Source organism: Pseudomonas sp. BR20 (genome assembly GCF_050780135.1).
Lineage (GTDB): Bacteria > Pseudomonadota > Gammaproteobacteria > Pseudomonadales > Pseudomonadaceae > Aquipseudomonas.
Window position 1 is genome coordinate 638,361 of the sequence record NZ_CP172012.1, and the last position, 20,970, is coordinate 659,330.

Below are 20,970 nucleotides of genomic sequence, written 5' to 3' on the forward strand. Positions count from 1 at the left end.
ACAAGTGAACAGTGGGCGTTCTCGACATGCGCAAGCACATTGAGCTGAATTGAACGCTAGTTCTCTTGACGCAGAGGTGGGGCTGATAAACGTGTAGGAAATTTCAGAGGTCGCAGGCGGCGACCCAGGACAGGTCGCCGCGCGGGGAGGGGGTCAGACCCGGAAGCGGCCGACCAGTGTTTGCAGATGGGTGCCCAGGCGTGCCAGTTCGGTGCTCGACGTGGCGGTCTCTTCGCTGGCGGCAGCCGTTTGTTCCGACACATCGCGCACGTTCAGCACGCTGCGGTTGATCTCTTCCGCTACGGCGCTCTGCTGTTCGGCAGCGGTGGCGATCTGGGAGTTCATCGCCTGGATGGTCGATACCGTTCGTGTGATGTTTTCCAAGGCGCTGCCGGCGCGGCGCGTCAGCTCGACACTGCTATCGGTGAGGCCACGGCTATTGTCCATGATGTTCGCCACCTGCTGGGTGCCGCTTTGCAGGCCGGCAATCAGTTCCTCGATCTCTTCGGTGGACTTCTGGGTGCGCTGGGCCAGGCTGCGCACTTCATCGGCCACCACTGCGAAGCCACGTCCGGCTTCACCGGCCCGCGCTGCTTCAATGGCGGCGTTGAGAGCCAGCAGGTTGGTTTGCTGTGCCACCGACTTGATCACGTCGAGCACACTGCCGATCTTGTCGCTTTCGCGTTTCAGATCGGCCATGGCGACGGTGGAGTTGCCGACTTCAGTGGCCAGGCGTTCGATCTGGGCGATGGCTTCACCGACCACCTTGTCGCCTTCGCGGGCCTGCTGGTCAGCCGCTGCGGCGGCTTCGGACGCTTCTTCGGCATTGCGCGCCACTTCCTGCACGGTCGCGGCCATTTCGTTCATGGCGGTGGCCACTTGGTCGGTCTCGACTTTCTGGCTGTTGACCCCGGCGCTGGTCTGCTCGGTCACGGCCGATAGTTGCTCGGCGGCGCTGGCGATCTGGGTGACACCTTCGCTGATGCCGCCGATCAACTCGCGCAGGCCCACAGTCATGCTTTGCATGGCGCGTTGCAGTTGGCCCAATTCATCCTGGCGCAGTGAAATGAGGTTGTGACTCAGGTCACCCGAGGCAACGCGCTCGGCAACTTCGAGGGTCTGGTTCAGCGGAAGAATGATCTGCCGCGTGATGACCCAGGCTGCTACCAGCCCGAAGACCAGGGCCAGCACCGCGGCCAGCAGCAACAGGGTCTTGGCCTGCGCGGCGTCGGCATCGCGCACGACGGTTTGGGAAAGGGTCAGTTTTTTACTGCGTTCGAGCAAGATATCGCCCTGCTCGCCCATCGTTTTCATGGCGACGGCACTCGCGACCTGGGAGTCACGGTACTGGCTGACTGCGGCGCGATAGGCTTGCAGCGACACGCTGGCCTGTTGCAGGTTGGTTGCGTATTGCTCAGGCAACGTACCATTGAGGGTGACTATTTTCTTCAGGGCATTGTCGATGGCGTTCAGGGCTGGTTGTTCTGCTTCAACCTTGCCGCTGTAGGTGTAGCCGCGCACCTGGAAGCGCGCCTGCTGGATCAGCTTGCTCAGCTCGACCACGCTGTCGAACTGGGTAACGCTGTCGCCTTGCAGCAGGGCTTTTTCGATCTCGCCGATCTTGAGCACTGCATTGTCGGCTGTATCGCCCAGCTTGCTGCGGGCGTTTTCACGGTTGGCGCCGGCCTGGGCCATGTCGTCGAACGCGCGCTTGTATTGGGCGATCGCTGCCAATTGCTCGTCCACCAGCAGATTGTCGGCGGGTTGATCGATCAAGGTGTCGGCGGTTTTCAGGCCGCTTTCAAGCTTGCTCATCAGCTCGTTGACCGCCGAGGGGCCTTGTTCGCCCCGGCGCATTTCGTAGTCCAGGCGCGCCAGGCGCAGGTCCTTGGTCAGCTCATTGAGGCTGGAGATGTAACCCAGCTTGTCGCCCCGGCTGATCACGCTGCCCAGGCCGGTCCAGCCGGTGAAGGTGATCACCAGCGTCAGGATCAATACCAGGCCAAAGCCCACGGCCAGTTTGGTTTTGACGCTCACATTCCCCAGTTTTTCGGCTAACCAACGATACATGCTGCGAACTCCCCTGGAACCAGGCTTTGACTTATTCACGGGTTATCGGCCTGCCTACGGAATTCTGTAGCGACGCGGTGCCCCTGTGGGAGGGGGCAGCCCCTCCCACGGGTGATGCGTTGTGGTTAGAAAAGGCGGGCGAGCAGGGCGGTGACGGCGGTTTCGACGCGCAGGATGCGGGCGCCCAATTGCACCGGCTGCAAGCCGGCCTTGGCCAGCAGGTCCACCTCATAGGGGATCCAGCCACCTTCCGGGCCTATGGCCAGGGTGACCGGCTCATCCAGCCCACGGGGGCAGGGTGGGTAGTCGCCGGGGTGGCCGATCAGGCCAAGGGTGCCTTCGGTCATGGTTGGCAGGCGGTCTTCGACGAAAGGTTTGAAGCGCTTTTCGATAACGATTTCCGGCAGCACCGTGTCCCGCGCCTGTTCCAGGCCGAGGATCAGTTGCTCGCGAATCGCGTCGGGTTCCAGGAAGGGGGTTTGCCAGAAGCTTTTTTCCACCCGGTAGCTGTTGACCAGCACTACTTTCGGCACGCCCATGGCTGCCACGGTTTGCAGCACCCGGCGCAGCATTTTCGGGCGTGGCAAGGCCAGCAGCAGGGTCAGGGGCAGTTTGGCCGGTGGCGGTTGGTCGAAGCTTACTTGCAGTTCGGCTTCGCGGGCTTCCAGGCGCAGCAGTTGCGCGTTGCCCATCAACCCGCCAAGGCGCCCGACCCGCAGGCTGTCGCCCACGGCGGCGCGGTGGACTTCCTGCATATGCACCAGGCGCCGATCACGCAGGATCACTCGATCGGCCGCGATAAAGTCGGCATCGAACAGCAACAGCAGGTTCACGGCTGGGTCGCTGGCGGCTGGTCGTCGTCGGCGGGTTGGTCATCCGGGTGATCGCCACGCTTGCTGATCAAGCCGCTGAACAGGATGCCGATCTCGAACAGCATCCACATCGGCACGGCCAGCAGGGTCTGGGAGAAAATGTCCGGCGGCGTGAGGATCATGCCGACCACGAAGCAACCGATGATCACATACGGGCGGATCTTCTTCAGGTACTGCACGTTGACCACGCCGATCCACACCAGCAGCACCACGGCTACGGGGATTTCGAAGGCGACGCCAAAGGCGAAGAACAGCGTCATCACGAAATCGAGGTAGCTGGTGATGTCGGTCATCATCTCCACGCCGGCCGGAGTGGCGGCAGCGAAGAACTTGAAGATCAACGGGAATACCAGGAAGTAGGCGAAGGCCATGCCGGTGTAGAACAGCAGGATGCTCGACACCAGCAACGGCACCGCGATGCGCTTCTCATGCTTGTACAGGCCAGGCGCGATAAAGCCCCAGATCTGGTGCAGGATCACCGGGATCGCCAGGAACAGCGAAACCATCATGGTCAGCTTCAACGGCGTGAGGAACGGCGATGACACATCGGTGGCAATCATCGTCGCACCGGCCGGCAGGTACTGGCGCAGTGGCGTGGAGACGAAGGTGTAGATCTGCTGGGTGAAGGCGAACAGCCCGGCAAAGATCACGAAGATCGCCGCCACGCAACGCAGCAGGCGGGTCCGCAGCTCGGTCAAGTGCGAGACCAGCGGCATATGCTGGTCGTTTTCCGGTTTATCAGCGCTCATGGGGCTCGCGGCGGCAATGTAGGGTCATGGGGCGCGGGCGACGCAACAGGCGTCGGCGCAGGCTCGGTTGGAGCGGTCGGGGTCGGGGTGGCGGGCGTAGTTTCAACCGCGGGCGCGATGCTGTGCTCGGCCACAGGCTCCACCGGCTTGGTGGGTTCCTGTACCGGGGACAGAATCTTCCGGGCTTCCTGCTCCAACGACAGAATATGTTCGTTGTGCAGTTGGCGGCGAATCTCGTCGGCGCCGATTTCCCGTTCAACTTCCTGTTTGATGGCGTTGAAACTGCGTTTCAGGCGCCCGATCCACAGGCCGGCTGTGCGCGCGGCGCCGGGCAGGCGTTCCGGCCCCAGTACCAGCAAGGCAACAAGGCCGACGAGCAGCAGTTCAGAGAAGCTGATACCAAACATTAGTCAGTGCTCACGAGTCTTTGCGGGTCGGCTCTTCGACTTTTTCAGCCTGCACGTCGAAGGTACGACGCTCGGTGATCGGCTGGGTGGCCTGCGGGTGTACAGGCTGGGCCGGTGGCACCGGATTGGCGGCCGGGTCGGCAGGCTTCTCATCGTCGTTCATGGCTTTACGGAAGCCCTTGATCGACTCGCCCACGTCGGTGCCGAGGTTTTTGAGTTTCTTGGTGCCGAATACCAGTACCACCACCACCAGAATGACGATCCAGTGTTTCCAGTCAAAAATGCCCATGCTGCAAATCCTCTAGTAAAAGTTATTCAAGCGGACGGGCGCGAGGCCTTTTCGGCATGCCCGGACAAGCCGAAGCGACGGTCCAGTTCATCCAGCACGGCCTGTGGATGCTGCCCCAGTTGGGCGAGCATGACCAGGCTATGGAACCACAAGTCAGCGGTCTCATAGATTACATCGCTGCAATCGCCGCTGATTTGCGCGTCCTTGGCAGCGATGATGGTCTCGATGGACTCTTCGCCGAGTTTTTCCAGAATCTTGTTCAGGCCCTTGTGGTACAGGCTGGCGACGTAGGAGCTGTCGGCGTCCGCACCTTTGCGGTCCTCCAGCACCTGGGCCACACGGTTCAGGGTATCGCTCATGGTCAGTGTCCTGCGGAGTAGATGGCGTGCGGGTCTTTGAGCACCGGCTCTACAACCTTCCATTCGCCGTTCTCGAACACGCGATAGAAGCAGCTGTGGCGGCCGGTGTGGCAGGCTATGTCGCCGATCTGCTCGACCTTGAGGATCACCACGTCGGCGTCGCAGTCGATGCGCATCTCGTGCAGGGTTTGCACGTGCCCGGACTCTTCGCCCTTGCGCCACAGTTTGCCACGGGAACGTGACCAGTAAATGGCGCGCTGCTCAGTGGCGGTGAGGCTCAGGGCCTCGCGGTTCATCCAGGCCATCATCAGCACGCGCCCGGTCTTGTAGTCCTGGGCAATGGCCGGCACCAGGCCGTCACTGTCCCACTTGATCTCGTCCAGCCAGTCTTTCATCTTCGGCTCCGGCAATTTGCGACAGTGTATAACCGGATGGGCTATCGACGCACGATCAGATAAACACCCACGGCGACCATGATGCCGGCCGGCCAGTGGCCCAGTTGGTTCAGCGGCCCACCAATGGCCAGCATCACGCCACCGACCAGGTGCGCGGCACCCAGCAGGCGCAGGAACCAATCGTCCTTGCGCTTGCGCCATGGCGGTTCCGGGTCTTTGGCGTGGGGCTGGGACATGCGCTCCAGCAGGTCGCGGGTCATGTTGGCCAGGTGGGGCAGTTGTTCCATCTGGCTATGCAAGTTGCCCAGCATGGTCTTGGGGCTCATGCGCTCGCGCATCCAGCGCTCCAGGAAAGGCTGCGCGGTGTTCCACAGGTCAAGGTCCGGGTACAGCTGACGACCCAGGCCTTCGATGTTCAGCAAGGTCTTTTGCAGCAAGACCAACTGCGGCTGCACTTCCATATTGAAGCGCCGCGCGGTCTGGAACAGACGCATCAGCACCTGGCCGAAGGAGATATCCTTCAGTGGTTTCTCAAAGATCGGCTCGCACACCGTGCGGATCGCCGCTTCGAATTCATTGAGCTTGGTTTCCGCCGGCACCCAGCCCGAATCGATGTGCAACTGCGCCACGCGGCGGTAGTCGCGCTTGAAGAAGGCGAACAGGTTGCGCGCGAGGTAATCCTGGTCTTCCGGGGTCAGGCTGCCGACGATGCCGCAGTCGATCGCAATGTACTGTGGGCTCCACGGGTTGACGGTGCTGACGAAGATATTGCCGGGGTGCATGTCGGCGTGGAAGAAACTGTCGCGGAACACCTGGGTGAAGAAGATCTCCACGCCGCGCTCGGCGAGCATCTTCATGTCGGTGCGCTGGTCGGCCAGGGTCGCGAGGTCGGTGACCTGCACGCCGTAGATGCGCTCCATCACCAACACTTTCGGGCGGCACCAGTCCCAATACACCTGCGGCACGTACAGCAGCGGCGAGCCTTCGAAATTGCGCTTGAGCTGGCTGGCGTTGGCCGCCTCGCGCAGCAGGTCGAGTTCGTCGTAGATGGTTTTTTCGTAGTCGGCAACCACATCCACCGGGTGCAGCAGGCGCGCATCCGCGGAGAAACGTTCAGCGGCGCGGGCGAGGATAAACAGCCACGCCAGGTCCTGGCCGATGATCGGCTTGAGGCCCGGGCGGATCACTTTCACCACCACTTCTTCGCCGGTCTTCAACTGCGCGGCGTGCACTTGCGCCACCGAGGCCGAGGCCAGCGGTTCAACGTCGAAGCGGCTGAACACCTCGCTGATCTTCTTGCCCAGTTGCTCTTCGATCAGCTTCATCGATTGCTGCGAATCGAACGGCGGCACGCGATCCTGCAGCAGCATCAGTTCGTCGGCGATGTCTTCGGGCAGCAGGTCGCGGCGCGTGGAGAGGATCTGCCCGAACTTGATAAAGATCGGCCCCAGGTCCTGCAGCGCCAGGCGCAGGCGCGCGCCCCGGCTCAGCTCCAGCTGTTTGCGCGGGAGCCAGCGCCACGGCAGCACATAGCGCACGGCCAGCAGGAACCATGGCAAGGGCAGGGCGAACAGCAGGTCATCGAGGCGGTAGCGGATTACGACGCGCTGGATACGGAACAAACGGCGGACGGCGAGCAGCTTCATGCGTTATCGCTTGGATCAAGGGAACGGCTCAGGCGCTCGAAGCGGGCCTCGAGACGTTCCAGGTCGATTTTGGCCTTGTCGAGTTCACGAAAGCGCGCTTGCGCTTCGCGTTCTCCGACCAGGGTGCGCGATTCTTCGCTCAGGTATTCGGCGAGGTTCTGGTTGAGGCTGGCGAACCCCTGCTGGTACCAGCGCGTGCGGCTGCGCAGGTGCCCGCTGATCAACTGGGTGGCGACGGGGCCGATCCAGCGTGACAGCTCGTATTCCCAGTCCAGTTCCAGGTCTTGGAGTACGGCAGCCAAGTCCATCAGTACCGCACTGTTGCCTTCCAGGTGCACTTCGGGGCCATGGAGGATGGCGGTCTTGTTGCGGCTCAGCGCCAGGTGCAACAGGCTGGTGGCCGGTGCACGCAGGGTGCAGTCGGCTTCAGCGGCCCATTGAGTGGCGAGCAACAGGCCTTCATCGCTCGGCAGGATAAACAGCTGCAGGGCGGGGCTGGTGCAGTCCACGGCGATGACCTTGCCGTTCAAGTGCGCGAGCCGCGCCAGGGCGGTGCTGTCCAGGCGCAGTACACGATTGAGGCCGTGTTCGACGCTGGCGAGAAGGCCTTTGAGCAGCATCAGGGCTTGATGCCGCGGTGCAGGGCGACGATACCCGAGGTCATGTTGTGGTAGGTCACACGGTCGAAACCGGCCTCTACCATCATCGACTTCAGGGTTTCCTGGTCGGGGTGCATGCGGATCGATTCGGCCAGGTAGCGGTAGCTCTCGGCATCATTGGTGATCAGCTTGCCCATCAACGGCATGAAGGCAAAGGAGTAGGTGTCGTAGACCTTGGACATCAGCGCGTTGGTCGGCTTGGAGAACTCCAGCACCAACAGGCGCCCACCCGGCTTGAGTACGCGCAGCATCGAGCGGATCGCGTCTTCCTTGTGGGTCACGTTGCGCAGGCCGAAGGCGATGGTCACGCAGTCGAAATGGTTGTCGGGGAACGGCAGCTTTTCAGCGTCGGCCTGGACGAATTCGATATTGCCGGCCACGCCCTTGTCGAGCAGGCGATCGCGGCCGACCTTGAGCATCGAGCCATTGATGTCCGCCAGCACCACCTGGCCGGTAGGGCCGACGAGCTTGGAGAACTTGGCCGCCAGGTCACCCGTACCGCCGGCGATGTCCAGCACGCGGTTGCCGGTGCGTACACCCGACAGCTCGATGGTGAAGCGCTTCCACAGGCGGTGCATGCCGCCGGAGAGCACGTCGTTCATCAGGTCGTACTTGGCCGCCACGGAGTGGAACACCTCAGCGACTTTTTCCGCTTTCTGGCTTTCCGGGACGTTCTTGAAACCGAAGTGAGTGGTGGGTTCGGCATCGCTGCCTTTGCGCTGATCAGTCATATCGCTGTCACCAAAAGAGAATGCGGGACATGATAATCCCCAAGGCCTGCTTTGTCTTGGCAAGGCTGCAGGTAAGATAGGCGGGCACCGAGACCTTTTGCCGCATTCAAGGTATTCAAATCCCTATTAAAGAGGAGTCATTGCAATGGCCCGTATAACCGTTGAGCGTGCGCATTCCCTGGGTAAAGAAGCGGCACGCGCAAAGGCCGAAAAGTTGGCGCACAAACTCCAGGAGCAATATGGCCTGGAGCCTTCGTGGTCTGGCGATACCTTGAACCTCAAGCGTTCAGGGGTTAAAGGCACGGTATTAGTGGCGGATGATTCGCTGCGCATTGATGTGGAACTGGGCCTGTTGATGTCGGCCATGAGTGGCACCATCAAGTCCGAAATCGAGAAAGCCCTGGATAAAGCCTTGGCCTGATCCGCGAGTACTTAGGGTGCCGATTCTAATTTTCCAGCCTACTTTGTGCCCAAGCCCTCAACTCCTGCGGGCCGTTCCTCCCCCCTATCCTGCGTGAGGTGCACCATGGCCAAAGTTATCCTGAAGAAAAAAATCGATGCTCAGACCGGCGCTTTGAGTGACGTTAAAACCTACGCCCGCAAGATCTGGTTGGCGGGTCTTGGTGCCTACGCGAAGGTCGGCAGCGAGGGCGGCGACTACTTCAAAGAGCTGGTTAAAGCGGGTCAACATATTGAAAGTAAAGGCAAAAAAGTTGCAGTGGAACAACTTGATGCGGCCAACAGTCAGATTGATCAAGTAAAGAGTAATGTCTCCGCGGTCAAAGGTCTGGTAGAAGTTCAGCTGGATAAAGTTGAAAAAGCTTTTGATACTCGCGTTGCCAGTGCCTTGAATCGAATTGGCATTGCGTCTAAACATGACGTGGAGACACTCTCTGCTAAGCTCGAAGAGCTGACGGCATTGCTCGAACGTGTCGCGCGTAAACACTAAGGAGACATCGGGATGGCTGTTAAAAAGACTACTCAGAAAGAAGGCAGCTCGTGGGTCGGGAAAGTTGAAGAATATTCCCGCAAGATCTGGCTGGCTGGTTTAGGCGTTTACTCGAAGATCGACAGTGACGGCAGCAAACTCTTCGAAACCTTGGTTAAAGACGGCGAGAAGGCCGAAAAGTTGACCAAGAGCGCAGTGGGTAAACAAGTAGGTGCTGCTAAAGCGACTGCCGGTTCGCGCATCAGTGATGCGAAGAAACAGGTATTGGGTACTTGGGGCGAACTCGAAGGGGCTCTGGACAAGCGCCTCAACAGTGCTATTTCGCGCCTGGGCGTGCCAAGTAAAGCTGAGCTGAAGACCCTGCACAGCAAGGTCGATACCCTGACCAAGCAAATCGAAAAACTGACCGGTGCCAAAGTGGCTCCAGTGAAAGCGGCTGCCGCTAAACCAGCTGCCAAGCCTGCCGCTAAAACCGCCGCTGCCAAACCTGCGGCCAAAACGGCCGCCAAACCGTTGGTGAAAGCTGCCAGCAAGCCAGCTGCAAAACCAGCGGCCAAGGCCCCGGCAAAAGCGGCTGCTAAGCCCGCCGCCAAAACTGCAGCGGCCAAACCGGCTGCCAAGCCTGCCGCTAAACCCGTGGCTGCGAAAGCGGCTGCCAAACCTGCGGCTAAGCCAGCAGCCAAGGCCGCCGCAAAACCGGCCGCCAAGCCCGCGGCCAAAACCGCAGCCGCCAAACCAGCCGCTGTTAAATCTGCAGCCAAGCCTGCTGCCGCGAAGCCGGTGACCAAGCCGGCAACAAAACCTGCTGCTGCGAAGAAGCCAGCTGTAGCGAAAAAACCAGCAGCGCCGAAGCCAGCTGTTGCCGCCAAGCCCGCAACCACGGCGCCTTCTGCTTCGACAGCCAACTCGGTGTCGGCACCGACGCCTGCTGCTGCCCCGACTGCAACGCCGGTAACCCCGACGCCAACCAGTCAGTCCTGACTTTTCCGGGACACGTAAAAATGCCCGGCCTGCAAAGGCTGGGCATTTTTTTGCGCGCTTACCCTGTGATCGTGGGCCCAAGCTCGGTCAGTTGTAGGTGATCGAAACGGTAACTGCGCTGGCCAGGGTGCCTTGGGTGATCGCTGCGCCGGTTTTGTGATACGCCGCTGTCAGGGGGATCACGGCCTTGTTGCTGCTCGTTGCAATGGTCCGGCTGCGCTGGGCGGGGGTACCGTTGGCAGGAATGGCATAAGCGGGAGAGACGCGGTGCAGTAGTTGAAGGGCAGTACCCTTTGACGTCCCCGTATTGGAAAACAGCGCGGCGTTCCCCGTTGAGGCGGTGCCTGCGAACAGGAAAATCACGTTGCGTAAATCCGATTCGCAATCGGCAGAGATCTCGAAATCAAACGCGCCCGCGCTGGAAGTCGCGCCAAAGTCGGAAATCTTGATAGTCGGCAGTGTGATGGTACGGTTTTCGTCGCCGGCAGCCAGGTTGCACGTACCGGCATTGACTTGGCCGGTAAAGCGCAAGGTGCCCGTAGTCGCGGCATGGACCACAGTGGTGGCCAGGCTCGCGGTGATTACCAGCAGCAGGGGCAGGGCTCGAATCCTCATTCCATGATCCTCAGGTTTTTAGTTGTAGGTGATGCTGACGGTGGTGGTGGCGATGAGCGTGCCTTGTCTGACCGTGCCGTTCTGGTGATAGGCCGCGCCGAGCGGCAACACGGCGCGGCCGCCCGAGACCGGCACCGTGCGCGTGTTTTCGGTGCCGTCGGCGAGAATGTTCTGGATACCCCCGCCAATTCGCGAGTACAGCCACAGGGCAACGCCACCGGCGCTGCCCGTATTGGCGAAGAGCCGGTCATTGCCCGGTGCGGGGGTTCCGGAAAAACGAAAAGTGACGTTGGATGCGTGTGCGCAGTTTGCAGTAAGTTCGAAGTTACGTTGGTTTGCGTAAGTGGCGTCTTGAAGCGTGCTGACTTTAACGGGGTCGAGGGTGATCGTGCGGTTGACGTCGCCAGTCGCCAGGTCGCAGGTGGCGGCGGGGCTGACAAAGCGCACGGGGTTGCCGAGTCTCAGGGTGAAACTCTCTGGGTGGTTATCCCATCGCCTCACCCAAATGTTTCCGGCGGGCACTGTCTGGCCTGTTACCGGCCCGACTTTATGGAACCTCAGCTCCGCGGCCGTGAAGCTGGTGTAGGGGCCGCTGTATGGGACTTGTTGGTTAATCATGGCAAAGAAAGGATAGAGTCCGCTTGCATCTCGGATGCGCAAGCGTACGCCCACACCTGAAGCCTCGGTCTGATAGATGTTTGGGTAACCTGCAACCCTTGCTTGGTATCGCCCGATGATCGTCAGTAAAGTGGAGCTGCAATACGCGGTAAAAGCGGGCGCCGTACCACTGAATTCCCGAATGATAATTTCAGCGCCCACCGGGAGACTGTCCGGCACGGTGATTGTGGAAGGAAGGGTGAGGGTGAGTGTGGCGTTCTGATACCTGTCACACGCCGCTTGAGCAGCGATGGGCAGGTTGAACACCAGTAGGGTCGAAATGAATTGAATAGAGTGCTTCATTTTTCAGTTCCACGATGAGCGCAAGTTGGCCAGATCATTGGCAAATGGCTGCACGATGAGATCGCCAACGACCTCGCAAGCGCCCCCGTCCAGTTGCAATAATCGAGCTGAGTCCTTGGCTGGCGTCTTTGCTTCCACTTCGTAGCGCATCCGGCACATCGCCGAATTACTGCTCCCCCACTTGACCGTCAACTTCCCCCGCGGGCGAGACACCCGGACGAAGGCCTTGGCGCCCTGCCCGACAACCCCGACGCTGGCGCCGTCCTCATCGAACACATCCGCACCAAACGGCAGCGGGCTGCCATCCTCGCGCCGTGCCGTGATCAACAAGGCCTGGCCGCTGAGCGTCTCGAACTGCAGTTGCACCACTGCACCGGCGCGCGGGGCGACATTCCGGGCGGCGGTCTTGAGTTCCACGTCGGTGGACAATTCCTTGGGGTCCAGTTCCACGATGTTCTGGCGGTAGGGTGTGAGGTGGGGCACCACCGCGAAGCCGCTTTTCCCGATTTTCGCGCTGTGGTTGCCATTGATTTGTGCGCCTTGGGCGTCAGGCGCCTGGACGATGCCGAGGGTATCGCCGAGTTCTGGGGCGAAGGTCACACCGCCTGCGTGGGCGACAATACCGCCGGTCATGCCAAGCGATGTGGAGCGGTACGCGCTGCTCTTACCATGACTGGCGGACAGTACGCCCTGGCTGGTCTGGTATTTCATGTCGGCACTGGTAGCGTTGTTGCTGTCCTGGGTCCGGTTGGCACTGACGCTATAGCTGAACTCACCGCGCTCGCCCACGCTCCCACCCAGGCTGACGCGCTCACCGCTGCCTTGACCGCCTCGATAGGCCGTGGTGGTCAAGGTCGGCGAGTGGGCGTGGCTGCCCAGTGGCAGGCTCAAGGTGAGTTCCAGTTGCTTGTCCACGCGTTCACTGCGCAGATCACGGCTGCGCTGTGCACTCAGCAGATAGTGAAGGCCCCGCCACGTGCCGCTGTACCCGGTGGTGAAGGTCAGGTTGCCATGGTCGCGATTCCAATAGTGTTGCGAAGAACCGGTCAGGTACACGGAGCCGTTGCTCAGGTTCTGGTTGAGGCTGATGTCCATCCTGTTGCGTAGCCGCGACAGGTTATCCGGGGTCAGCCCGTCGATGGCCAAGTCACGAACGTGTGCCGCATCGCCCACATTCAGGAACCCCTCAGTGGAGTAGCGGTAAGCCCCGAGGGCGAAATGGGTGCCGGTGTCCGTGAAATTCTTGCTGTAGCGCAGTTGTACGCTTCGCCCCTGGCGTGACCCGTGACCTGGTACATGGGCGTTCGAATGGGTCAGGTCGCACGACAGCGCACCCATTGAGGTATTGAACGCGGTACCCAGCAACTGCGATTGGTAGTCCTCGCCAATCGTCGCGCCGGTGTACCCGGTCAGCAGGTTGCTCAGGCCCAGCTGATAAGTGGCCTGCATCAACGTGGGAGGGTGATGCAGACCTATTTCATCCAGTTGGCCAACGCTCAATGCGTAGCGGTGGTGGTCGGGGCGCAGCAGGTTGGCGTTGGCGGCGAACGGCACGATGAACTCGCGCTGGCGGCCATCGGCCTCGGTAATGGTGACGCTCAGGTCGCCTCCATACCCGGTGGGGAACAGGTCGTTGAGGACAAACGGGCCGGGCGCTACAGATACTTCGTCCAATAGCACGCCGCGTTGGCGCACGCTGACCCGCGCGTTGGTCTCGGCAACGCCACGTACCACCGGCGCAAACCCGGTCAGGGAGTCGGGCAGCATCCGATCATCGCTGAACAGGCTGGCACCGCGCAGACGTACGCTATCGAACAGTTCCCCCGGTGTGTAGATCTCACCCGCCATCAGCTGTGACTGCAACCGGCTCACTTCGTGTTGCACGTAGGTGGCGCTGCTTTGATAACCCGAGGCGACCTCTGAATGGCTGTAGCTGCCAGTATGGCGCCAGTGCCAATCGCCAAGGTTGAGTCCGGTGTTCAGGCCCAGGTAGCTGGAGCCGAGTGTGCGCGTACCGGCCTGGGTGGCGAACGTATTGGCGTTGTACCGTACAAAGGCGGCGTCGATCCCGCTGTCCCAGTGCCGCGGGTCGACATAGCCCCGCGCCTTGCGCGCCAGGTAAACCTGCGGCACTTGCAGGTCGAGGCGGTTTTCGCCTGAATCGAATTGGCTGCTGGCACCCGGCAGATAGGTCCCGATCTGCGCACAGCGCGCAAACGGCATGTGGGAGGCCTGATTGAGCTCATTGGAATCCAGGTCAATGCCAAACCTGAGCAGCGCATCGCGCTCCAGGCACAGCTGCGCCGTTTGCTGTCCTTCGACCGCGCTGAAGGTTAGGTTTTCACGCCCGATCCACTGGCCGTTGAGATAAATGTCGGTGCGATAGTTGCCAGGTAGCACGACGTTACCTTGGCCGAACTTTGCAATATCGATCTGCAGGCTGGCCCGGCCACCCGCGAAGAAAGCCGGGTTGAACTCGACCTGTTCTGCGCTATTGGCGGCCATGGCATGGGCGCCGCTCACCAGCAGCAAGCTACGCATCGTCTGCTTTAAACGGGGCCGGCTTGCGAGCCTGGCGGGCGGGTACAAACTCATTTTTCACGTTTCCATAAACCGGGCTCCCCGAATCTCGGCACAGGGCGTCCCTGCCCACTGAATGGGCATCAACCTAAGGTGTGTTCAATAAGGCGCAGCGGGATTGCTACATAAGAACGGTTGTCATGGAGAGATCTCTGCGCTGTGGTGGGTCTTGACCCCAAAGTCGTCGAGCGTCTGGAACTCCACGCTTGCAGCGCTGCCCATCGGGGGAGGCAGGCGAGGCAACTCAAAGCGGGCGCGCCCACCTGGCGTCACCATGTTCTCGGCACTCGACGCTGCGGGTTCTCGGACATGACGCCGCCCTGCCACCCGCACTTCGATGCGTTCGAATGTCACGTGGTAAGGCGTGGGATTAAGGACTTCCAGCGCCAGGCCCTGCTCGGTCGAGACAGACCGCCACAGCAGCTTTCCAGGCGCTGCCTCGACCCCGTAAGGCAAGTTCGACGGGCGCCAAAACAACTTGATTCGTGAGTGGAAGGCGAATTGCAACTGATCGCCCGGTTGGCCGCCATGCGATCGTGAGGGCACTTCCAGCACGTTGAACCAGAACAGGCTTTCCTGTGCCGACGGCAAGGCCTCGCCGGTGTAGGCCAGGCGTACAACCTGTTGCTTGCCTGGCTCCATGCGAAAGATCGGCGGTGTGAGAATGAAGGGCGCTGTCGCCAGATCCGGCGTTGAATACTCATCGCCGTTGTCCAGCCAGGCCTGGATCAGCACCGGTGCCTGGTTCTTGCTGTGCAGCCTGATGCTCACCTCCTTGTCGTCCTGCGGGTAAACAATTCGGGTGCTGTTGATGACCACGCTCGCCTGCGCCGTGAGCGTGGTCAACAGCGCAAGCATCAACGCCATGCACTGCAGCGGTAAGTGTGAGCGGGTGGTGGCAGGCATGTTATCGATCATCCTGCGGATGAAGGGTAAGGCGGGCCGAGTGAGGTACTCGGGCGCCAAAATCGCTGACGGTGCTGAACTCGACCGTAGGCGTATCGACCGGCTGATGGCGTAGCAGGGGCAGCACAAACAGTTTCACGTCGCCGGCAGGCATCAGCAGGCTGTCATCGACAGCTTTGTTTGCAGCCTTACTGAACCGCTTGCCGCCGCTCAGCAACTCAATCGAGGCGAGGGAAATATGGTACGGCGTAGGATTGGTGGCTTGCAGGGCGAACCCCTGTTCATGGGCTACCAGCTTCCATTGCAGCTTCTCGGCGGCGCTGTCGACTGGGTAGGGCAATGCCTGCGGACGCACGAACACACGCAGACGGGTGCGGAACGACAATTCAATCTGGTTTTTCTGTGCGGCGTCGGCGGCGAGCGGAGGTACTTCCAGCACGTTCAGCCAGAACAGGCTTTCGCGGTCGGTCGGCAAGGCGCCTCTAACATAGCGGAGGCGCAAGGCTTGTTGCTGGCGCGGTTCAATGCGGAAGATCGGTGGCGAAAGAATGAAAGGTGTGTGTGCTGTTGCCGGTGTCGAATGCCGGTCGCCCGTGTCCAGCCAGGTTTGCACCAGCGCCGGAAGTGGCCCCTTGTTCTCCAGGCGCACCACGACTTCCTGCTGCTGCATGGGGTAGATCAAGCGTGTGCCATGGATGATCACGCCTGCCCGAGCAGGAAGCGGCAGCAGCGAGAGCCACGCGCAAGCAGCGGTAGCAGCCAGCATCAGGCAGGCGATTCTTTTCATCGTTTCAGGCCTCTGGAATGCCTTACTCGGCGTACTCGATCAAAAAGCCCACACGGGTGTTGACCTTACCTTCGGTTGCGGGGCCGCTTGCGTACATCTGCGCCGCCAGTGGGATGACTGCCTGGTTGTCGACGATCACCGCGCCTGCCGATTTCTCGGTGTAGACGTTGATCGGCGTGCCATCGCGCTGAGTCACTTCCACCTGTACGTTCTTGGCGCTGCTGGTGTCGGTCGGGTCGTCGTAGCCGTCGATGTTCAAGCGCCCGGTCGCCACATCAATGGCCGGGCTGGTCGGATCGAAGGCAACCATGGCGGTGCGCCCGTTGGTGCAACTGCCTTCGCCTGGCGCTCCGATACGGATGGTGAAGCCTGTCGGGTTGGCGCGACTGCCAGCGCTTGCCAGGCGTGCCGCCGAGACGCCGCCCAGGTTGACGTCCTTGACGATTGCGCCAGAGCCGGGGGCCGCACCTTCTACCGTGCAAGTCAGGTCGGTCACAAGACCGCTGAACTTGATAATGCCATCTGCTGCGTATGCCGATTGTGAGGCGACGGCGGTCAAGACCAGAATGGCCGCAACCGTGGAGAGGAGGTTAACTTTCATGGTGTTCCCAGTCGTGATTCATAGGTATGGCCCATCGCAGTTAAAAGCACTGATCTCTCGACTGGCGGGGTGCCCTAATTTGTCGCGTTTGCCGAGCGGTATCTATAGAGAACTAACGAGACTCATCTCGTGATCGTTCGATAAGTTGCTTTCAACTTATGTAGGTGTTTTCTGTAGTACTGGGAATTGTCTGTAAGTTATGACTGAAGGACTTTAACTTGCTGAGTTGTCGTATTGATCCTGGGCTGTAACTGGGTATACCGTGTATTTAACCAGAGCGATTATGGGGGCGGTGCTGTATTCACTTATATGGGTGTAATTATGGCTACTTCAATATCCACTGCGCATACCGTCATGCTGTTGGATGACCACGAGATGGTTCGGCAGGGCATCGAGTTGGGGTTGAGCAAAGAAGCCGACCTCGCTGTGATCGGTTCCTTCGGAACAGGCAGGGAACTGCTGGAAGCCCTTAAGCAGCGGCCGGCCGATGTCGTGGTGATGGACTTTATCCTCGCACCATCGGACAGCGATGGCCTCAGCCTGATCCAGGTACTGCACCGGCGCTTCAGCACCTGCAGGCTCTTGATTGTGTGTTCGCACTACACGCCTGCCATTGTTTCTTTGTCGTTGAAGGCGGGATGCAGGGGGATTATGGGGAAAAGCCAGAACCTGACGGAGTTGATCACGGCTATCCGAACGGTCGCCCAGGGACGGATCTACCTGCAGCTTTGTATGGTGCCCGCGTTGCAGGGTGTACAGTCCGTGTTGGAGGGGGGAAAGATCAAATCGGAAACAGATTTTTCAATACCACTGCGGTTCAACGAGTGTCTGACGCCTAAAGAGCAGGAAGTATTGCGTTGTTTTCTGGACGGTATGTCCGTGAATTCAATTGCGCAAAAGTTTTCGCGTAGTGCAAGTACGATCAGTACGCAAAAACAATCAGCCTATCGAAAACTGGGGATCAGGAACGACAGTGAACTGTTCAAGTTTACTCACCGGTTCGGGCAGCTTGGGTAGTTAATCCTGATCCTCCAGATAACGCAGCGCCAACCGTTCAGTCGCCAGCCGTGCCGATGTCAGCAGGTGCGGTGCTACCAGCATCATGATCTGGTACACCACCACCCGAACCTCGCCCTCACGGTCAAGAATGCGTTGGTAATCCAGGGAAAACAGCAGGGTCATAGTGATCTGTTCCACCAGTTGCCCCAGCGCTTGAGTATCGCTGACCACTTGCCCGGCCGCCTGCAACCTCGCCAGCAAGGATGCCAGGGTGCGTTTGAGCGCCGTGAGCAGGTTGCGAATGCCTTTGGCCAGCTTTGGCAGACGTCCCGCCAGGTTCGACAGGTCCTGGAACAGAAACCGGTACTGGGCCATGCGCTCGACGATCAGGTGCAGGAACAGCCAGTAATCCTGGGCCTGCAGTTGCGCGTCCGCCGGTGGGTCGAGCAGCGGCGCCAGCTCAGATTGGAAACGCTCGAACAGGCCAATGACCAGCGGTTCCTTGCCATGGAAATGGTAGTAGAGGTTGCCGGGGCTGATCCCCATTTCATTGGCCACCTCCATGGTCGACACGTTCGGTTCGCCCTTCTGGTTGAACAACTGCAGGGCACATTCAAGGATACGGTCGCGGGTCTTCATCCAGTCTTCTTAATCTGATCGTTGAGCTCAGCGCACGCGCACGTAGGTGCCCGGCGCCGCTTCCATCGGTGGGTAATTCTGGTTGCCCAGGGCAGTGAGGGTCTCGCGCTGTACGCCCGAGCGCTGCTGGATCCACGCCAGCCACTGTGGCCACCAGCTGCCTTCGACGTGGCTGGCGTCGTAGTACCAGGCGCGTGGGTCGCTGCTCATCTTGGGGTTTTCGACGTAGTTGGCCTTGGGGTTGCCCGGGGGGTTGAGGATGCTCTGGATATGCCCGCTGTTGGACAGCACGAAGCGCCGTTCACCACCCAGCAATTGCGTGGAGCGATACACCGCGTCCCACGGCGTGATGTGGTCGTTGATCCCGGCCACGCTGAAGCTGTCCACCGTGACCTTCTGCAAGTCGATGGGCGTGCCGCACACCTCCAGGCCACCGGGATGGCTCAGGGGGTTGTGCTTGAAGAAATCGAGCAGGTCGCCATGCAGCGCGGCGGGCAGGCGCGTGTTGTCGTTGTTCCAATAAAGGATGTCGAACGCAGGCGGCTCCTTGCCCAGCAGGTAATTGTTGATCCAGTAGTTCCAGATCAGGTCATTGGGGCGCATCCACGCGAACACCCTGGCCATGTCGCGGCCGTCGAGCACGCCTTCCTGGTAGGAACGGCGCTTGGCTGCTTCCAGGGTTTGCTCGTCGACGAACAACGTGGCAGGACTGTCGATCTGGCTGTCCAGCAGGCTCACCAGGTAGCTGGCGCTGGAGATGCGCCGCAGCTGGCGCTTGGCTTGCAAGTGGCCTTGCAGGGCGGCGATGGTCAGGCCCCCCGCGCAGGCGCCCATCAGGTTGACCTCGCGGGCGCCGGTGATGGCCCGGCAGACGTTGAGCGCTTCTTCCAGCGCCGCCACATAGGTGGACAAGCCCCACTCGCGATGGCGCACGTCTGGGTTGCGCCAACTCACCATGAAGGTTTGCAGGCCGTTCTTGAGGGCGTATTGCACAAAGCTGTTGGCCGGGCTCAGGTCGAAAATATAGTACTTGTTGATTTGCGGCGGCACGATCAGCAGCGGCTTGGCGTATTGTTTTTCGCTCATGGGCTTGTACTGGATCAGCTCCAGCAGCTCATTGCGAAACACCACCGAGCCTGGGGTGGTGGCCACGGTTTTGCCAACCTCGAACGCTTGTTTGCTCACCTGGCGTGGCAGGCCGTGGTTGTGCAGCAGGTCATCGAAAAGGTTGCTCACGCCGCGCACCACACTGTTGCCGCCGGAGTTGAGCAACTCCTTGATGGCCAGCGGGTTGAGCAGGGTATTGGAGGGCGACACCGCGTCGTTGATCAAGGCGAAGGCAAAGTGCGCGCGGGCGCGGTCATCGGCACTCAGTGAACTGTCATCGATCCAGTGGCGGGTCTGCTTCTGCCAGCTCAAATAGGCTTGCAGGCTACGTCGGTAGAACGGGTTGAGCGCCCAGGTCGGGTCGCTGAAGCGGCTGTCCCGTGGGTTGGGCTCGTGCACGGTTTCACCCAGCAGCACGCGCCCCAGCTGACCGCCCAGGGCCAGGGCGTGACGGGCGGTATGCACCGGGTTGCGCCAGCCGTGGGCGGCAACGCTGCGCAGGGTCGACAACACATCCCGACCGCGCAGGCCGGTGATCGCGTTTTGTGCGTTGATGAACGCGGCAGGGGTGGGCGCCGGGTTCGTCACGGGTCTTTCTCGCATGAGCCAACACTCCTTCGTCAAGCCATCAACAGGCACGCCAATTCAGAACCATAGTCGGTTCTCGGCAAGTTGCGCGGCGGTGTGGTCCTTACACCGCTGGTCGCGGGTGAATCACGGCCCGCATGCGCTCCTCCTCGAGAAACTTCATGATGATCGGCGCCACGGCTTCAGCCCGGGTGATCAGGAACAGGTGGCCGTCATCGATGATGTGCAACTGTGCGTTGGGAATGCGCCAGGCCAGCATGCGCATGTTGACCAGCGGGATCAGCGGGTCGTCGTCCCCGGCCAGCACCAGGGTGGGCTGGCGGATCTTGTGCAGCCAATGGATGCTGGTCCATCCCAGCCCTGCGAACAGCTGCCAGTAGTAGCCCAGCTTGCCGGCCGAGCGCACTTTGCTCGCGTGCTCGGCCGCCAGTTTCGAATCGCGGCGGAACGAGCCGCCATAAATCATCGGTGCGATGCGCACCACATGGGACGGTTGGATGTAGCGCCGGGGGCTGGCCATCAGCCACAACACCTTCGGCTTGCCCGGCACCATAAAGGCACCGGCCGCGGTCGCCGCCAGGATCAGCTTCTTGCAGCGCTCCGGGTAGTCGTAGGCAAACTGCTGTGCCAAGGCGCCACCCCAGGACACGCCCACCGCATTCACCTGGCCATAGTCCAGGTAATCCAGCATGCGTGCAGTGAGCTTGGCCAGGCCGGGAAAGCGATAGGGCCGGTTGGGCGTCGAGGAACCGCCCACGCCCGGCACATCGAAGGCGATCACTTCCAGGTCCGGGTCCAGGGCCTGGACAAACGGAAACACCAGCTCAAGGTTGGCGCCGATGCCGTTGAAGATCAGCAACGGCGTCAAGTGGGGCTTGCCCGGGCGTACCGCCGTGCGGATGGTCTGGCCATCCAGGTCGATGGTACGGAAGATGAACGGTTGCGGCATGCTCAGACCCTGTGAAGTGTTACAGCTGGAATGCAGTCAGTGTGGGAGGGGGCTTGCTCCCGATAGCCGTGGGCCAGTTTCAGATGTTGTGCCTGACACGCCACAATCGGGAGCAAGCCCCCTCCCACATTT

General features: G+C 60.7%; 23 protein-coding genes and 1 pseudogene. 4 read left to right on the plus strand and 20 right to left on the minus strand.

Annotated features, from left to right (window positions below; translation table 11 throughout):
• Positions 1–153 precede the first annotated feature (153 nt).
• From ACHPFG_RS02790 to ubiE, 11 genes and pseudogenes are all read right to left on the minus strand, one after another.
• Positions 154–1,026: a methyl-accepting chemotaxis protein gene (locus ACHPFG_RS02790; RefSeq protein ID WP_371929138.1), complete on the minus strand. Its 873-nt coding sequence runs from the start codon at positions 1,024–1,026 to the stop codon at positions 154–156.
• A 33-nt stretch (positions 1,027–1,059) separates the two neighbouring features.
• Positions 1,060–2,070, minus strand: a pseudogene (locus ACHPFG_RS02795) (methyl-accepting chemotaxis protein); the annotation flags it as partial.
• 125 nt (positions 2,071–2,195) lie between these two features.
• The gene (locus ACHPFG_RS02800; protein ID WP_431701554.1) at positions 2,196–2,903 is read right to left on the minus strand and encodes a 16S rRNA (uracil(1498)-N(3))-methyltransferase; all 708 of its coding nucleotides are present in this window, start codon (positions 2,901–2,903) and stop codon (positions 2,196–2,198) included.
• The gene (tatC, locus tag ACHPFG_RS02805) at positions 2,900–3,691 is read right to left on the minus strand and encodes a twin-arginine translocase subunit TatC (RefSeq protein WP_027605034.1); all 792 of its coding nucleotides are present in this window, start codon (positions 3,689–3,691) and stop codon (positions 2,900–2,902) included. The genes ACHPFG_RS02800 and tatC overlap by 4 nt, the downstream gene beginning before the upstream one ends.
• Entirely contained in the window at positions 3,688–4,098 is a 411-nt protein-coding gene (gene tatB, locus ACHPFG_RS02810) for a Sec-independent protein translocase protein TatB (protein WP_167655604.1), read from the minus strand. Before tatB ends, tatC begins: the two co-directional genes overlap by 4 nt.
• A gap of 10 nt (positions 4,099–4,108) precedes the next feature.
• On the minus strand, positions 4,109–4,387 hold the full coding sequence (locus tag ACHPFG_RS02815) for a twin-arginine translocase TatA/TatE family subunit (RefSeq protein WP_003171180.1): 279 nt from the start codon (positions 4,385–4,387) through the stop codon (positions 4,109–4,111).
• Positions 4,388–4,413: 26 nt separating this feature from the next.
• Entirely contained in the window at positions 4,414–4,746 is a 333-nt protein-coding gene (locus ACHPFG_RS02820) for a phosphoribosyl-ATP diphosphatase (protein WP_027605032.1), read from the minus strand.
• 2 nt (positions 4,747–4,748) lie between these two features.
• A complete protein-coding gene (gene hisI / locus ACHPFG_RS02825) occupies positions 4,749–5,141 on the minus strand; it encodes a phosphoribosyl-AMP cyclohydrolase (protein ID WP_012721796.1) in 393 nt (130 codons plus the stop codon).
• Positions 5,142–5,182: 41 nt separating this feature from the next.
• A complete protein-coding gene (gene ubiB, locus ACHPFG_RS02830; protein WP_431701555.1) occupies positions 5,183–6,787 on the minus strand; it encodes a ubiquinone biosynthesis regulatory protein kinase UbiB in 1,605 nt (534 codons plus the stop codon).
• Positions 6,784–7,407 carry a ubiquinone biosynthesis accessory factor UbiJ gene (locus ACHPFG_RS02835; RefSeq protein WP_431701556.1) on the minus strand — a complete coding sequence of 208 codons (624 nt, stop codon included), beginning with the start codon at positions 7,405–7,407 and terminating at the stop codon, positions 6,784–6,786. Before ACHPFG_RS02835 ends, ubiB begins: the two co-directional genes overlap by 4 nt.
• On the minus strand, positions 7,407–8,177 hold the full coding sequence (gene ubiE, locus ACHPFG_RS02840) for a bifunctional demethylmenaquinone methyltransferase/2-methoxy-6-polyprenyl-1,4-benzoquinol methylase UbiE (protein WP_003171186.1): 771 nt from the start codon (positions 8,175–8,177) through the stop codon (positions 7,407–7,409). The genes ACHPFG_RS02835 and ubiE overlap by 1 nt, the downstream gene beginning before the upstream one ends.
• Positions 8,178–8,322: 145 nt before the next feature.
• On the opposite strand from ubiE, the gene ACHPFG_RS02845 reads away from it, so the two are divergent.
• The 3 genes from ACHPFG_RS02845 (at position 8,323) to ACHPFG_RS02855 (ending at position 10,107) form a co-directional block, all read left to right on the plus strand.
• Positions 8,323–8,598 (plus strand): polyhydroxyalkanoic acid system family protein, encoded by a 276-nt coding sequence (locus tag ACHPFG_RS02845; RefSeq protein WP_339451448.1) that lies wholly within the window; start codon positions 8,323–8,325, stop codon positions 8,596–8,598.
• A gap of 105 nt (positions 8,599–8,703) precedes the next feature.
• Positions 8,704–9,126, plus strand: a complete 423-nt coding sequence (locus ACHPFG_RS02850) for a phasin family protein (protein ID WP_145335905.1) — start codon at positions 8,704–8,706, stop codon at positions 9,124–9,126.
• Between the two features lie 12 nt (positions 9,127–9,138).
• Positions 9,139–10,107 carry a phasin family protein gene (locus ACHPFG_RS02855; RefSeq protein ID WP_431701557.1) on the plus strand — a complete coding sequence of 323 codons (969 nt, stop codon included), beginning with the start codon at positions 9,139–9,141 and terminating at the stop codon, positions 10,105–10,107.
• Between the two features lie 87 nt (positions 10,108–10,194).
• Here the strand turns inward: ACHPFG_RS02855 and ACHPFG_RS02860 are convergent, their stop codons facing one another.
• The 6 genes from ACHPFG_RS02860 to ACHPFG_RS02885 form a co-directional block, all read right to left on the minus strand.
• Complete coding sequence (locus ACHPFG_RS02860; protein WP_259244510.1) at positions 10,195–10,722, minus strand: fimbrial protein; 528 nt, start codon at positions 10,720–10,722, stop codon at positions 10,195–10,197.
• Positions 10,723–10,740: 18 nt separating this feature from the next.
• Entirely contained in the window at positions 10,741–11,682 is a 942-nt protein-coding gene (locus tag ACHPFG_RS02865) for a fimbrial protein (RefSeq protein ID WP_184745478.1), read from the minus strand.
• A 3-nt stretch (positions 11,683–11,685) separates the two neighbouring features.
• Positions 11,686–14,223 (minus strand): fimbria/pilus outer membrane usher protein, encoded by a 2,538-nt coding sequence (locus tag ACHPFG_RS02870; protein ID WP_431701558.1) that lies wholly within the window; start codon positions 14,221–14,223, stop codon positions 11,686–11,688.
• A 177-nt stretch (positions 14,224–14,400) separates the two neighbouring features.
• Positions 14,401–15,129 (minus strand): fimbrial biogenesis chaperone, encoded by a 729-nt coding sequence (locus tag ACHPFG_RS02875; RefSeq protein WP_431703433.1) that lies wholly within the window; start codon positions 15,127–15,129, stop codon positions 14,401–14,403.
• A gap of 40 nt (positions 15,130–15,169) precedes the next feature.
• Positions 15,170–15,955: a fimbrial biogenesis chaperone gene (locus tag ACHPFG_RS02880; RefSeq protein ID WP_431701559.1), complete on the minus strand. Its 786-nt coding sequence runs from the start codon at positions 15,953–15,955 to the stop codon at positions 15,170–15,172.
• A 22-nt stretch (positions 15,956–15,977) separates the two neighbouring features.
• Positions 15,978–16,556: a fimbrial protein gene (locus ACHPFG_RS02885; RefSeq protein WP_131696871.1), complete on the minus strand. Its 579-nt coding sequence runs from the start codon at positions 16,554–16,556 to the stop codon at positions 15,978–15,980.
• A gap of 321 nt (positions 16,557–16,877) precedes the next feature.
• Here ACHPFG_RS02885 and ACHPFG_RS02890 point away from each other — a divergent pair, with 321 nt between their 5' ends.
• A complete protein-coding gene (locus tag ACHPFG_RS02890) occupies positions 16,878–17,573 on the plus strand; it encodes a response regulator (protein ID WP_431701560.1) in 696 nt (231 codons plus the stop codon).
• On the opposite strand, the gene ACHPFG_RS02895 is transcribed toward ACHPFG_RS02890, so the two are convergent.
• From ACHPFG_RS02895 to phaZ, 3 genes are all read right to left on the minus strand, one after another.
• Positions 17,574–18,194 (minus strand): TetR/AcrR family transcriptional regulator, encoded by a 621-nt coding sequence (locus ACHPFG_RS02895; protein WP_131696870.1) that lies wholly within the window; start codon positions 18,192–18,194, stop codon positions 17,574–17,576. It abuts the gene before it with no gap.
• 27 nt (positions 18,195–18,221) lie between these two features.
• A complete protein-coding gene (gene phaC / locus ACHPFG_RS02900) occupies positions 18,222–19,904 on the minus strand; it encodes a class II poly(R)-hydroxyalkanoic acid synthase (protein WP_431701561.1) in 1,683 nt (560 codons plus the stop codon).
• An 88-nt stretch (positions 19,905–19,992) separates the two neighbouring features.
• Positions 19,993–20,838 carry a poly(3-hydroxyalkanoate) depolymerase gene (gene phaZ, locus ACHPFG_RS02905; RefSeq protein WP_027605018.1) on the minus strand — a complete coding sequence of 282 codons (846 nt, stop codon included), beginning with the start codon at positions 20,836–20,838 and terminating at the stop codon, positions 19,993–19,995.
• Positions 20,839–20,970 lie beyond the last annotated feature (132 nt).